The sequence below is a fragment of the Acidimicrobiales bacterium genome, assembly GCA_016716005.1.
Lineage (GTDB): Bacteria > Actinomycetota > Acidimicrobiia > Acidimicrobiales > JADJXE01 > JADJXE01.
Window position 1 is genome coordinate 2014440 of sequence record JADJXE010000001.1, and the last position, 13296, is coordinate 2027735.

A 13296-nucleotide genomic window follows, 5' to 3' on the forward strand; every position below is an offset into this window, starting at 1 on the left:
CGGCACGGGGAGGGGGTTCAGGCGGCCTGGGCGAGGAAGTTGCGCAGCAGGTCGTGCCCCGACCCGGTGAGGATCGACTCGGGGTGGAACTGCACCCCCTCCACCGCCAGGTCGCGGTGGCGCAGCCCCATGATCGTGCCGTCCTCGGCCGTGGCCGTGATCTCGAGCACGTCGGGCAGCCCCTCGCGGGCGACGATCAGCGAGTGGTAGCGGGTCGCCTGGAGCGGGTCGGGCAGACCGGCGAACACCCCCACCCCGGTGTGGTGCACGACCGACGTCTTGCCGTGCATCACCTGGGCCGCCCGCACCACCGTGCCGCCGAACACCTGCCCGATCGCCTGGTGGCCGAGGCACACGCCCAGGACGGGTCGCTCGCCGGCGAAGCGCCGGATGATCTCGGTGGACAGGCCGGCGTCCTCGGGCCGGCCCGGGCCGGGGGAGATGAGCACCGCGTCGGGGTCGAGCGCGACGATCTCGTCGATGGTGAGGGCGTCGTGGCGGTGCACCATCGGCTCGGCACCCAGCTCGCCCAGGTACTGGACGAGGTTGTAGACGAACGAGTCGTAGTTGTCGACGACCAGCACGCGCGGGGAGCCCACGAGCCCGAGGATAGGGTGTCGGGGATGGCCAAGGTCACGAAGAAGAAGGGGGGGCGGGTCACCCCCAAGGGCGGTGCCACCCGCCGGCCGGCCGGCACCGACGCCCACGGCGACCCGGGTCCGCACCACGCCTCCCAGGCCTCGAGCCGCTACACGCCGCCGATCCCCAAGTACAAGAAGGTCAGCCCGCCCTGGGTGCCGGTGCTGATGTTCGCCCTGGTCGGGCTGGGTGCGCTGGTGATCGTCTTCAACTACCTGGGCGTGCTGCTGCCCGGAGCCACCGACAACTGGTACCTGCTCGCCGGCCTGGTCTGCATCCTCGGGGGGATCGTCACCGCCACCCAGTGGCACTGACGCCTTCACGTTCCGGACGGGCGTCGACCTGGTTGCCGTCGAGTTACACGCGTGTGACGCTCCCCAACCTTGTCCACAGCCTGGGGACGACGGCCGTCACTCGACGGGGGTGACCAGGTCCATGTCCTCCTGGCAGTGCCGCGGCGGTTCGGGCTCCTGGTCGGGAGCAAGGGTCATCTTGAGCTCGGCCCCGCAGATCGAGCACCGGTAGCGCAGGTCGACCTTGCGCATCTCTCCCGCCGGCGGGGGTGGCGGGAGCGGGCGCGCCAGGCCCCGGAGCACGGCGAAGCCCACCTTGAACACCACGGCGGCGATGAGGACCGCCACGACGATCTGGAACACCCAGTTGTCGACCATACCTGCACCGAAGGCTAGCGACGCCCCCGACAGGCGCCCCGCGAACCGCCCGGAGCGGTGAGGATCAGCCGAGCCGCTCGATGATGGTGGCGTTGGCCATGCCGCCGCCCTCGCACATCGTCTGCAGCCCGTAGCGGCCGCCGGTGCGCTCCAGCTCGGCGAGCAGGGTGGTCATGAGGCGGGCGCCCGAGCAGCCCAGCGGGTGCCCGATGGCGATGGCCCCACCGTTCACGTTCACCTTGCTCATGTCCGGGTGGATCTCCTTCTCCCACGCCAGCACCACCGAGGCGAAGGCCTCGTTGATCTCGACGAGGTCCATGTCGTCGATGGTGAGGCCGGCCTTGGCCAGAACCTTCTCGGTGGCCGGGATCGGCGCGGTGAGCATCAGGCGCGGGTCGGCGCCGGCCAGGGCGAAGCTCACGAACCGGGCGCGGGGCCTGAGGCCGAGCTCGTTGGCCTTCTCCTCGCTCATGATCAGCAGGGCCGCCGAGCCGTCGGTGATCTGGCTGGAGTTGGCCGCGGTGACCACGCCGTCCTCCTTGAAGGAGGGCTTCAGGCTGGCGAGCTTCTCGGGCGAGGTGTCGCGGATGCCCTCGTCGGCGGTCATGAGGTTGCCCTCGGCGTCGAGCACCGGGTGGATCTGGCTCTCGAAGCGGCCCTCGGCGGTGGCCTGGGCCGCGAGCTGCTGGCTGCGGAAGCCGAAGGCGTCGAGGTCCTCCCGGGTGATCCCCCACTTCTCGGCGATCATCTCGGCCGAGATGCCCTGGGGCACCAGGCCGCCGAGCGGGGCGTAGCGCACGCCCACGCGGGGACCGAAGGGCATGCCGTACTTGCCGTCGGCGATGGAGGCGCCCATCGGCACCCGGGTCATCACCTCGACGCCGGAGGCCACGATCACGTCGTGGGCACCGGCGATCACGGCCTGGGCCGCGAAGTGGGCGGCCTGCTGCGAGCTGCCGCACTGGCGGTCGACGGTGGTGCCGGGCACGTCCTCGGGCCAGCCTGCGGCCAGCACGGCGTTGCGGGCGACGTTCACGCTCTGCTCGCCCACCTGCATGACGCAGCCCATGATCACGTCCTCGACCAGCGCCGGGTCGACGCCCGAGCGGGTGACGAGGGCGTTCAGGGTCTCGGCGGCCAGATCGACCGGGTGCCAGTCGCGCAGCTTGCCGTTGCGCTTGCCCAGGGGGGTGCGGACGGCGTCGACGATGACGGCGGTGGGCATGGGTGAGGTGCTCCTTGGTCCAGGGGCGGAGGCGGGCGTCCGGAGCCTGGCCCTCGCCGCAACGCCACGAGAACTAGACCGGACAGTCAAGAGTCTGCCGGGGGTCGCGGGTGACGGTCAACCGATGGCCCTAGGCACAGCCCTGTGACCTGCGCTACACCATGACGGACGTCCCAGGGACAGCAGCGGGGGAGGACCGAACGTGGGCTGGTCGAGCATCCAGGAGATCGACGAGGCCGTCGCCGGCCAGACGGTGCCGAGCGAGTTCGTGAAGACCGTCGAGGAGCACGGCGACCTGGTCGCCCTGCGCTGGCTCGACGGCGAGGAGTGGAAGGAGTGGACCTTCACCGAGTACGCCGGCCTCGTGGCCCGGGCCGCCACCGGCCTGCAGGCCCTGGGCGTGCAGCCCGGCGACCACGTCGTGCTGATGATGCGCAACCGGCCGGAGTTCCACGTGGTCGACATGGCCGCGCTGTTCGTCGGGGCCACGCCGGTGTCGATCTACAACTCGTCGTCGTCCGAGCAGGTGCAGTACCTGGCAAGCCACTGCGACGCCAAGGTCGCCGTCGTCGAGGATCCCGTCTACCTCCGGCGCTTCCTCGACGTGCGCGACGAACTGCCCTTGCTCGAGCACCTGGTGATCATCGACGACCACGACGGGGTCGCCGGTGACTCGGTGATGCACTGGAGCACGCTCCTCAGCCATGCGCCCCTGGGCCTGGCCGAGGCCGCGGCGTCGATCTCGCCCGACCGGATCGCCACCGTCATCTACACGTCGGGCACCACCGGGCCGCCCAAGGGCGTGCTGCTCAGCCACTACAACATCACGTTCACGGCCGAGAGCCTGAAGCGCACGATCGAGCTCGACAGCTACGCCGGCAAGAAGGTCGTGAGCTACCTGCCCATGGCCCACATCGCCGAGCGGATGACCAGCCACTACATGCAGGCCCTGCTCGGCTACACCGTCACCACCTGCCCGGAGCCCGGCGCCGTCGCCACCTTCGCCCGCGAGGTCCGGCCCAACATCATGTTCGGGGTGCCCCGCGTGTGGGAGAAGGTGTACGCGGGCGTCAACGCCGCCTTGGCCGGCGATCACGAACGCAAGAAGCAGTTCGACGAGGCCGTCGCCGCGGCCAAGCCCATCGTGCAGGCGCGGGCGTGGGACCGGGCGAGCGCCGAGGACCTGGCCACCTACGAGTTCCTCGACCAGGTCGCCTTCTCGCAGGTGCGCGAGCTCATCGGCCTGAACGAGCTCGACATCGCCATCACCGGGGCCGCTCCCATGACCCAGGAGATCCTGGAGTGGTTCCGGGCCATCGGCGTGCCGCTGTCGGAGATCTACGGCATGTCCGAGAGCTCCGGCCCCATGACGTTCGTGCCCTTCAAGGTGAAGCCCGGGACGGTCGGCCCGGCGATCCACGGCTGCGAGGTGGCCCTGGCCGACGACGGCGAGATCGTCTGCCGGGGCGGCAACGTGTTCCTCGGCTACATCCACGACCCGGAGAAGACGGCCGAGGCCCTCGACGCCGACGGCTGGCTCCACTCCGGCGACATCGGCACGGTCGACGAGGACGGCTACTACCGCATCGTCGACCGCAAGAAGGAGCTGATCATCACCGCCGGCGGCAAGAACATCAGCCCGGCGAACCTCGAGGCCGCCCTGAAGGCGATCCCGCTCATCGGGCAGGCCTGCGCCATCGGCGACAACCGGCCCTTCATCTCCGCCCTGCTGGCGCTCGACCCCGAGGTGGCACCGGCCTGGGCCCGGGCCAACGACATCGACTTCGACGACCTCGAGGATCTGGCCCGCAACCCCGTCGTGCACGACGAGGTGCAGCTCGGCGTCGACGAGATCAACAAGCAGTTCTCCCGGGTCGAGCAGATCAAGAAGTGGGTGCTGCTGGGCGAGGAGTGGCTGGCCGACTCCGACGTGCTCACGCCCACCTCGAAGCTGAAGCGCCGGGGCATCAGCGCCAAGTACGCCGACGTGATCGAGGCCATGTACGCCTAGCGGCGGGCAGCGGCCGCCCGTCGCCTACCGTCGCGCCCGTGGAACCGGTGCTGCGGTGCTCCGGGCTGGTGAAGCGCTACGGCGAGCGGCTGGCGGTCGACAGGGTCGGCTTCGAGATCGCGGCCGGCGAGACGTACGGCCTGCTCGGACCCAACGGCGCGGGCAAGACCACCACCATCTCCATGGTCTGCGGCATCCTCGCCCGCGACGCCGGCGAGGTGGTGGTGGCAGGCGAGCCCATGCACCCGGGTGCGGCGCGGGCCAAGGCCGCCATCGGCCTGGTGCCCCAGGACATCGCCCTGTTCCCCGACCTCAGCGCGGCCGAGAACCTGCGCTTCTTCGGCCGCCTCCAGGGCCTCGCGGGGAAGCACCTCGAGGCGCGGGTGGCGACCGTGCTCGACGTGGTGGGCCTGGCCGACCGGGCAAGGGAGCGGGTGGACGCCTACTCGGGCGGGATGAGGCGGCGCGCCAACATCGGCGTCGGGCTGCTGCACGAGCCCCGGCTGCTGGTGCTCGACGAGCCCACCGTGGGCGTCGACCCCCAGAGCCGCAACGCCATCCTGGAGAGCATCGAGGCCCTCGGCCGCGAGGGGCTGGCGGTGCTCTACACCACCCACTACATGGAAGAGGCCGAGCGCCTCTGCGACCGGGTGGGGATCATCGACGAGGGCTGCATCGTGGCCGAGGGCACCCGCCGCGAGCTGGTCGCCCAGATCGGCGAGCACGACCGGGTTCAGGTCGCAGGGGTCGGTGACCTGGCCGCCTTCGCCCAGCGGGCCCGCGAGGTGGACGGCGTCGTGGCCGCCACTGTGGCCGACGGTCGGGTCGACGTGCTCGCCCGCTCGGCCGAGGCCGCGCTGGCCCCGCTGGTGGCCGGGGCCGCGGCGGCGGGCGTGGTGATCGCCGGCATCGAGGTGACCGAGCCCGACCTCGAGGCGGTCTTCCTGCACCTCACCGGCAAGGCGCTCCGGGACTGAGCGGCGACGATGCGGCCCGAGGTGGTGATCGCCCAGAACGACCTCCGCCGTGGCCTGCGCAACCGCTCGGCGGTGATCACGGCCTTCGTGGGACCGCTGGTGCTCGCCACGATCATCTCGTTCGCCTTCGGCGCGAACGCCGAGGGCTTCCGGGCCACGATCGGCGTGGTCGACGCCGACGCCAGCGAGCTCGGCTCGTCCATCGCCAGGGGCCTGACGGGCGCCGACGGGCCGGGCGGGGAGTCGCCGGTGACGTTCACCGTCATCGGCTCGGAGTCCGCAGCCCGGACCCGGGTCGACGACGGCGACATCGCCGCGGCCATCGTGATCCCCGCCGGCTTCGGGGCGTCGATCACCGGCGGCCGGCCCCTCGACCTCACCGTGCTGACCAGACCGGACGAGCAGGTGAGCGCCGAGGTGGCGCGGGCCGTGGCCGGCGACATCGCCAACCGGCTGCAGGCGACCCGCCTGGCCGTGGCCACCGCCGCCGCCAGCACCGGGGCGAGCCCCACCGCCGCGCAGCTCGAGGCCTGGGCCGCGGCCGCCCAGGACCAGGCGGCGGCGATCACCGTCGTGGACGTGTCACCCGGCCGGGGCGAGGTCTCGTTCACGGCCTACTTCGGGGCGTCGATGGCGATCGTGTTCCTGTTCCTGGCGGTGGGGGCCGGCGCCCGGTCGCTGATCGTGGAGCGGCGCGACGGCACCCTCGCCCGCGAGCTGGCCGCGCCGATCACGCCCCGCACCGTCCTGGCCGGGAAGACCCTGGCGGTGTTCGTGCTGGGTCTGCTCGCCATGGTCACGATGTGGCTCGTGACCACCGTGGTGTTCGGTGCCCGCTGGGGTGACCCGGTGGCCGTGGTGGTCGTGGCCGCGGCCACGGTGTTCGCCATCGCGGGGGTGAGCACGCTCGTCACCGCCCTGGCCCGCACCGAGGCGCAGGCCGACGCCCTGGCCGCGGCCGTCACCTTCACCCTCGCCCTCCTCGGCGGCAACTTCGTCCAGCCCGGTGCCCTCCCCGACGTGCTGCGCCGGCTTTCCCTCGCCACCCCCAACGGCTGGGCCCTGCGGGCCTTCACCGACCTGTCGGCCGACGAAGCCGGCCTGGTCGAGGTGCTGCCCGCCATCGGGGTGCTGGCGGCGATCGGTGCGGTCACCCTCACGCTGGGGCTCAGCCGCCTCGGCCGGCTGGTGGCGACCGGGTGAGCACCACCGAGGTCGGGGCACCGAGCGACCGGCGACCCGCCCTGCGGCGCACTCCACCGGCCCGGGCCGTCGCGGCCGTCGCCGGCGTCGACTTCCGCCGCCTGACGCGCGACCGCACCGCGCTGTTCTTCGTCGTCGTGCTGCCGGTCGTCGTCATCATCATCATCGGCGTCACGTTCGGCGCCAACGCCGAGGTGACGATCGGCGTGGTGGACCAGGACGGGAGCGAGCTGTCGGCGGCCCTGGTCGCCGACCTCGACGCCAGCGACGCCCTGGCGGTGCAGTGGTTCGACTCGCTCGACGCCCTCAACGCCGAGGTCCGCCGGTCGGGCGTGGTCGCAGGGGTGGTGATCCCGCCCGGCTACGGCCGAGCGCTCCGGAGCGCCAGCCCGGCCGAGCTGCGGTTCGTCGAGGGGCTGGCCGGGGGCGACAGCTTCGCGGCCCGCACCCCGGTGCTGGCCGCGGCGTCGGCCCAGGGGGCCACCGTGCAGGCCGCCCGCTTCGCCGCGGCCCAGACCGGCGAAGCCTACGAGCGCGCCCTCGACACGGCCGAGCAGCTGGCCCGGTCGGGCCCGGCGGTCGGCGTCGCCGTGGAGCCCGTGGGCCGAGCGGTGGAGGACGTCAGCAGGTTCTCCTACACCGCACCGACGAACCTGGTCCTCTTCGTGTTCCTGAACTCCCTCACCGCCGCCACCGCCTTCGCCGAGATGCGACGCCTGGGCATGACCCGACGCATGCTCGCGGCCCCGCTCGCGGGCGGCGACGTGGTCGCGGGCATCACCCTCAACCGCTTCGCCTTCGCGCTGCTCCAGAGCCTGCTCATCGTCGCGGTCGGCGCGTTCCTCTTCGGCGTGCGCTGGGGAGACCCGCTCGCCGCCGGCGCGCTGGTGGTGGTGTTCGCCCTGGTGAGCACCGGAGCCGGCATGCTGCTCGGCACCTTCGTGCGGTCGCCCGACCAGGCCGGGGCCCTCGGGCCGCCCATCGGGATCGCGCTCGGGATGCTGGGCGGCTGCATGTGGACCCTCGAGATCGTGTCGCCCACCATGCGGGCCATCGGCCACCTCACCCCGCACGCCTGGGCGGTGGACGCGTGGCTGGAGCTCGTCTTCTACGGCGGCCACCTGGCCGACATCGTCCGCGAGCTGGCGGTGCTGGGGGGCTTCGCCGTGGCGTTGCTGGGCCTGGCCGTCGTGCGGGTGGGCCGCCAGCTGGCCTAGTGCGGCCCGGATGGTGCGGCCCGGAGGGTGCGGCCCGCTCGCCCGCCGAACCCGGCGCGCCTCGAACTGTGTGGACGAATCCCGATGGGATGCGGGCTCGTCCACACAGTACGGTCAGGGAAGCGGGACGCGCCGGATCAGCGGACGTCGCCGCGCTCGGCCGCAGCCACGTGCGGGCGCACGGTCAGCAGGTACCACAGCGCGATCACGAGCCCCGGCAGCAGGAACAGCACCCCGATCGCGGGGGCGGCGATCCACACCACGCGGCGTCGCCCGGCCAGCGCGAACGCCCACTCCGGCCGGTTGGCGGCGTCGAGCAGGGCCCACACCGACAGGGCGAGGGGCACCGCGAACACGGCGATGGAGACGACGGTGACGACGAGCCGCCACAGGCCGTCCATCGGCGCCGCGAACACGGCCATCGGCGCCGCGTGCGATCAGGTGTGGTCGAAGGTGCCGGTCACGACGACCAGCACGATGAGCAGGATGCCGAGCATGATGCCGAGCAGGGCCCCGACGATGAGCGGCTTGTCCGACTGGCTGGTCTCCACCGGGTCCTCCGAGCGGCCGACGGGCGTGCAGGGCCCTCAGTCTGCCCGACCCCGGGCGCCGGCGCGACGGGCGCTCACCCCGCGGCAGCGGTGGCCTTGAGGGCGGCGCCGAAGGCGGCCAGGGCCTGGTCGATCTGGGCCTCGGTGACGACCAGCGGCGGCATCCACCGGATCACGTTGCCGTGCGTGCCGGCGTTCATGAGCAGCAACCGGCCCTCGTCGACGCAGTGGTGCTGCACGGCCGCCACCCGCGCCGCGTCAGGCTGGCCGGTCGCGGGGTCGACCAGCTCCGACGCCACCATGAGCCCGAGGCCGCGCACGTCGCCGAGACCGGGGTCGTGGCGCTGCAGCTCTCGCAGGCCGCCGATGAGCTGCCCGCCGCGGGCCTGGACGTGCTCGACGAAGCCGGGCTCGGTGAGCACGTCGATGGTGGCCAGCGCCGCCGCGCACCCGAGCGCGTTGCCGCCGTAGGTGCCGCCGTGCGCACCCGTCGGCCAGCGGCTCATGATCTCGGCCGAGGCGCCGATCGCCGAGAACGGGAAGCCGGAGGCGATCCCCTTGGCCATCACCACCACGTCGGGCCGCACCCCGGCGTGCTCGTGGGCGAACATGCGGCCGGTGCGGGCGAAGCCGCTCTGGACCTCGTCGGCCACGAAGAGGATCCCGTGGTCGCGACAGATCCGCTCGACGCCCCGCAGGAATTCGAACGGCGCCGGCAGGTAGCCGCCCTCGCCGAGCACCGGCTCGATGATCATGGCCGCGGTCTCCTGCGGGGCCGTCTGGGCCTTGAGCAGCAGCTCCAGCTCCCGCAGGCACCGGGCCGTCGCGGCGTCCTCGGTCTCGCCGGTGGAGAACCAGGCGGGAAAGGGCGCCACGAACACCCCGGCCGGCAGCGGCTGGTAGCCGGCGCGGTAGCTGGTCTTCGACGTGGTCATGGCCATCGTCTGGGCGGTGCGGCCGTGGAAGCTGCCCTGGAACACGACGATGTTGGGTCGGCCGGTGGCCTGCCGGGCCAGCTTCACCGCCGCCTCGGTGGCCTCCGCCCCCGAGTTGGCGAAGAAGAAGGTGTCGACACCGTCGTGCAGGAGGCCCGACAGCCGGGCGGCCAGGGGCTCGAGCAGGGGGTGGCGGTAGCAGTTGACCTGGGCGTGGATGAACCGGGTCGCCTGCTCCTGGATGGCCGCCACCACCTTGGGGTGGCAGTGGCCCGTGCTGGTGACGGCGATGCCGCTGGTGAAGTCGAGGTACTCCGTGCCGTCGACCGTGGTGACGACCGAACCGGAGCCCGAGACCACCTCGAGGTCGGTGACCCGGAACCAGACGGGGGACAGATGCGACGCCATGGCGGGACCGACCTTTCGCTCACAGCTGCGGTGGGTCCAGGGTAGCCAGGGCGGGCCGGGCCGTTCTCGGCGACCGCGACCGCGGCGCGCCGGTCAGGCCTCGGGAGGTGAGGAACGGCGGCGCTGGCCCCAGATCCGCACGCCCACGAGGCCGGCCCCGCCGAGGGCGACCACGGCGACGACGACGGCCCACGGGAACCCGCTGTCGCCGCCGTCGCCGGCCTCGGGATCGAGGGCCTGATCGGTGCCGATGGTGGAGATCGCCGGGCCGGTCGTGGGCGGCACGGCCGTCGTCGACGAGACCGTCGGCGGCGCGGTCGTCGGCGGCGCGGGCACGTCCACCGTCAGCGCCGTGGTGCCCGGCGGGAACGCCGACGTGATCTCCAGCTGCCAGCTCCCCGCTCCGGGCACGGGCACGCTGCCCGCGTAGACGCCGGGCTCACCGGCGGATGCCAGGGCCGTGGTGCTCACCGGGCTGCTGGCCGGGTCGACCACCGTGACCTCGACCCGGGCCCCCTCGGCCTCGTGCCCGTCGACCTCATAGGTGACCCGGACCTGCACGAGCACGCTGGCGACCCCGTCGGGCTGCGCGGCCAGCACCTCGATCACGGCGTTGCCGCCATGGGCGAGGGAGGGACCGGCCGACACCAGGACCACCCCGGTGACGACCATCACGGCGAACAGGGATCGGAGGGCGCGGCCCATTGCCGGGCACCGTAGCCCCCACCGGTCGGCGCGCCCGCTCAGGGCTCCGTATCGTCGGGCTCGTGGCCGCCACCCGCAGGACCGAACCCGGCCGGGCCCGGCCGCCCCGGCGCCCCCGTGCCTCACCGCCCGTGGCCGAGACGCCGTGGCGGTGGCGCCTGGAGAGGACCGGAGCGATGAGGGTCCCCGGCATCGTGTTCGCGTCCGAGGCCCTGCTGCCCGACCTGCTGGCCGACCGGTCGCTCGATCAGGTGGTGAACGTGGCGACGCTGCCGGGCATCGTGCAGGCGTCGTACGCCATGCCCGACGTGCACTGGGGCTACGGCTTCCCCATCGGGGGCGTCGCCGCCACGGACGTGGCCGACGGCGGCGTGGTGTCCCCCGGCGGCGTGGGGTTCGACATCTCCTGCGGGGTGCGCCTCCTGGTGGCCCCGATGGTCGCCGGCGAGCTGCGGCCGCACCTCCCCGCGCTGCTGGACGCGCTCGGCCGCGCCGTCCCGCGGGGCCTCGGCGCCGGCGGCCTCTGGTCCCTCGACCGCGACGAGCTCGACGACGTGCTGGAGCGGGGCGCGGTGGCGGCGGTGGAGCGGGGGCGGGGCACGCCCCACGACCTCGAGCGGTGCGAGGACGGCGGCCTGCTCGCCGGGGCCGATCCCTCGTCGGTGAGCCGGCGCGCCGTCGAGCGCGGCCTGCTCCAGGTGGGCAGCCTGGGGAGCGGCAACCACTTCCTCGAGGTGCAGGTCGTCGAGCAGGTCGTCGACGCGGCCACCGCATCGGCCTGGGGCATCTCGCTGGGCCAGGTGTGCGTGATGATCCACAGCGGCTCGCGCGGCCTGGGCCACCAGGTCTGCTCGGACCACGTCCGGGTGATGCTCGACGCCATGCCCCGCTACGGCATCACCGTGCCCGACCAGCAGCTGGCGTGCGTGCCGGTCGACTCGCCCGAGGGCCGGGCGTACCTGGGCGCCATGGCCGCCTCCGCCAACTACGGCCGGGCGAACCGCCAGCTGTTGGCCGAAGCGGCCCGCGACGCCTTCGCCGCGGTGACCGGCCGGCGCGACCTGGTGCTGCTGTACGACGTCTCGCACAACCTGGCCAAGCTGGAGCGCCACCCGGTCGGCGGTCGGCACCTCGACCTGTGCGTGCACCGCAAGGGGGCGACCCGCGCCCTGCCCCCCGGCCACCCCGACCTGCCGGCCGACCTCCGGGCCACCGGGCAGCCCGTGCTGGTGCCGGGCTCGATGGGGACGGCCTCGTACCTGCTGGCCGGCTCGCCCACGGGTGAGGCCTTCCACTCCACGTGCCACGGGGCGGGCCGCACGATGAGCCGCCACGAGGCGACCCGTCGGGTGAGCGGCCGTCAGCTCCTCGCCCAGCTGGAGGCGGCCGGCATCGGGGTTCGCCCCGGCTCGCTGAAGGGTCTGGCCGAGGAGGCACCGTTCGCGTACAAGGACGTCGACGAGGTCGTCCGCACGGTGGAGCAGGCCGGCCTCGGCCGCCCCGTCGCCCGCCTCCGCCCGCTCGGCGTGGTCAAGGGGTGAGCGGCCCCTGCCGCCCCGTCGGGCGTGGGCGCTACACGTCCACGGTGACGCAGGCGCGCCACACCCCGGCGGCGTCCGGGGCGAAGGTCAGCTGGTGGCGGGAGATCGCCTTGGGGACGGCCCCCACCTCCTCCACCCGGCCGACGGGCACGACCTGGGCGTAGCCGGCCACCCCACCCCGCTCGGTCTCCTCCAGGGCCACGTGCACCGGCACCACGCCCAGCACCTCGAGCTGGTAGAGGACCTCCTCGAGCAGCAGCACCAGCAGCTCCTCGTCGCGGTCGGCCTCGACCGTCAGCGGGACGGGCTCGGTCACCACCGCGTCGGGCAGGGCGGCGAACAGCTCCACCAGGCCGGCCACGGCCTGCTCGAGGCACAGCACGCGGGTGGGGCCCCACGCCTCGACGATCGCGTCGGCGGTATGGGGGGCGACCCGGTGGCCGGCGGCCGGGGCGGTCACGGTCGGCCCCCGCTCAGTCGGCCGGACCGACGTCGACCTCGTACGCCTCGTACACGAGATCGGCGCCACGCTGGCGGTGGCGGGCCAGCAGGGCGAGCAGGCCCAGCAGCCCCTCTCGCGCCGCGCCCAGGTCGTCACCGGAGGGGTCGTCCCCCAGCGCCGCGAGCCGCTTGCGCTCGCCGTCGAGCACGTCGAGGAGGGTGCCGTGGTCGGTGCGGAGACGGTCGACGGCGTGGTTGAGCCGCGGCGCGTGCTCGATGACCTCGGCGAACAGGCCGTCGGGGCCCTCGGTGACCTCGACGTGGTCCACCAGCTCACGGCGGAGCGCCACGAGCTGGGCGTCGACGTCAGCGGCCCAGTCGCCTCCCCTGCCGGCCGCGGGCGCGGCGATGGCCTGCTCCAGGCCGACCATGGCCTCGTGGACCTCGTCACGAGTGCGGCGCGCTTCGACGACCGCCTCGGTGGGCTCCGCGCGGGGGATGTCGCTCATGGTGCGCTCCTCGGCCGGGCGGCCAGGTAGGCCACCGCGGCGTCGATGCTGGCCAGCTTCGGGTAGTCGCGCTCGGGGATCTCGATCCCCGTCGCCTCGTGGATGCCGATCACCAGGTTCAGCGTGTCCATCGAGTCGAGATCGAGTTGATCGGCCAGGTCGACGTCGGGATCCAGCGAACCCAGGTCTGCCTCGGGAGCGATGCGGCCCAGCGCGGCGAGGACCACGTCGCGCAGCTCTTGGTCGGTCATGGCTCCTCCTGC

Annotated in this window: 15 protein-coding genes; 6 read left to right on the forward strand and 9 right to left on the reverse strand. The window is 73.3% G+C overall.

All coding sequences use genetic code 11. The features are described 5' to 3' along the window. Positions 1-17 precede the first annotated feature (17 nt). Positions 18-584: an aminodeoxychorismate/anthranilate synthase component II gene (locus IPM45_09880; GenBank protein ID MBK9179856.1), complete on the reverse strand. Its 567-nt coding sequence runs from the start codon at positions 582-584 to the stop codon at positions 18-20. A 39-nt stretch (positions 585-623) separates the two neighbouring features. Here IPM45_09880 and IPM45_09885 point away from each other — a divergent pair, with 39 nt between their 5' ends. Beyond that, complete coding sequence (locus tag IPM45_09885; GenBank protein MBK9179857.1) at positions 624-953, forward strand: cell division protein CrgA; 330 nt, start codon at positions 624-626, stop codon at positions 951-953. 96 nt (positions 954-1049) lie between these two features. Here the strand turns inward: IPM45_09885 and IPM45_09890 are convergent, their stop codons facing one another. Both IPM45_09890 and IPM45_09895 read right to left on the reverse strand, forming a co-directional pair. Beyond that, complete coding sequence (locus tag IPM45_09890) at positions 1050-1310, reverse strand: hypothetical protein (GenBank protein ID MBK9179858.1); 261 nt, start codon at positions 1308-1310, stop codon at positions 1050-1052. A 64-nt stretch (positions 1311-1374) separates the two neighbouring features. Next, positions 1375-2535 carry a thiolase family protein gene (locus IPM45_09895; GenBank protein ID MBK9179859.1) on the reverse strand — a complete coding sequence of 387 codons (1161 nt, stop codon included), beginning with the start codon at positions 2533-2535 and terminating at the stop codon, positions 1375-1377. Positions 2536-2752: 217 nt separating this feature from the next. Between IPM45_09895 and IPM45_09900 the strand changes: the two genes are divergently transcribed. The 4 genes from IPM45_09900 (at position 2753) to IPM45_09915 (ending at position 7943) form a co-directional block, all read left to right on the forward strand. Beyond that, positions 2753-4546 (forward strand): AMP-binding protein, encoded by a 1794-nt coding sequence (locus IPM45_09900; protein ID MBK9179860.1) that lies wholly within the window; start codon positions 2753-2755, stop codon positions 4544-4546. Between the two features lie 65 nt (positions 4547-4611). Next, a complete protein-coding gene (locus tag IPM45_09905; protein ID MBK9179861.1) occupies positions 4612-5523 on the forward strand; it encodes an ABC transporter ATP-binding protein in 912 nt (303 codons plus the stop codon). Positions 5524-5532: 9 nt separating this feature from the next. Beyond that, positions 5533-6726 carry an ABC transporter permease gene (locus tag IPM45_09910; GenBank protein MBK9179862.1) on the forward strand — a complete coding sequence of 398 codons (1194 nt, stop codon included), beginning with the start codon at positions 5533-5535 and terminating at the stop codon, positions 6724-6726. Beyond that, positions 6723-7943, forward strand: a complete 1221-nt coding sequence (locus IPM45_09915; protein ID MBK9179863.1) for an ABC transporter permease — start codon at positions 6723-6725, stop codon at positions 7941-7943. The genes IPM45_09910 and IPM45_09915 overlap by 4 nt, the downstream gene beginning before the upstream one ends. 137 nt (positions 7944-8080) lie before the next feature. Here the strand turns inward: IPM45_09915 and IPM45_09920 are convergent, their stop codons facing one another. The 3 genes from IPM45_09920 to IPM45_09930 form a co-directional block, all read right to left on the reverse strand. Further along, positions 8081-8365 carry a DUF2516 family protein gene (locus tag IPM45_09920; GenBank protein ID MBK9179864.1) on the reverse strand — a complete coding sequence of 95 codons (285 nt, stop codon included), beginning with the start codon at positions 8363-8365 and terminating at the stop codon, positions 8081-8083. Positions 8366-8568: 203 nt separating this feature from the next. Beyond that, positions 8569-9837, reverse strand: coding sequence for an aminotransferase class III-fold pyridoxal phosphate-dependent enzyme (locus IPM45_09925; GenBank protein MBK9179865.1), 1269 nt, complete (start codon positions 9835-9837; stop codon positions 8569-8571). Positions 9838-9930: 93 nt separating this feature from the next. Further along, the gene (locus IPM45_09930) at positions 9931-10542 is read right to left on the reverse strand and encodes a FixH family protein (GenBank protein ID MBK9179866.1); all 612 of its coding nucleotides are present in this window, start codon (positions 10540-10542) and stop codon (positions 9931-9933) included. Between the two features lie 176 nt (positions 10543-10718). Between IPM45_09930 and IPM45_09935 the strand changes: the two genes are divergently transcribed. Next, complete coding sequence (locus IPM45_09935; GenBank protein MBK9179867.1) at positions 10719-12083, forward strand: RtcB family protein; 1365 nt, start codon at positions 10719-10721, stop codon at positions 12081-12083. 31 nt (positions 12084-12114) lie between these two features. Here IPM45_09935 and IPM45_09940 read toward each other — a convergent pair whose 3' ends face one another. Genes IPM45_09940 through IPM45_09950 form a run of 3 tightly spaced genes read right to left on the reverse strand, consistent with a single transcriptional unit; the run spans position 12115 to position 13284 of the window. Beyond that, positions 12115-12543, reverse strand: a complete 429-nt coding sequence (locus IPM45_09940) for an archease (protein ID MBK9179868.1) — start codon at positions 12541-12543, stop codon at positions 12115-12117. A gap of 13 nt (positions 12544-12556) precedes the next feature. After that, positions 12557-13033, reverse strand: coding sequence for a hypothetical protein (locus IPM45_09945; protein ID MBK9179869.1), 477 nt, complete (start codon positions 13031-13033; stop codon positions 12557-12559). Next, on the reverse strand, positions 13030-13284 hold the full coding sequence (locus tag IPM45_09950) for an acyl carrier protein (protein MBK9179870.1): 255 nt from the start codon (positions 13282-13284) through the stop codon (positions 13030-13032). Before IPM45_09950 ends, IPM45_09945 begins: the two co-directional genes overlap by 4 nt. Positions 13285-13296 lie beyond the last annotated feature (12 nt).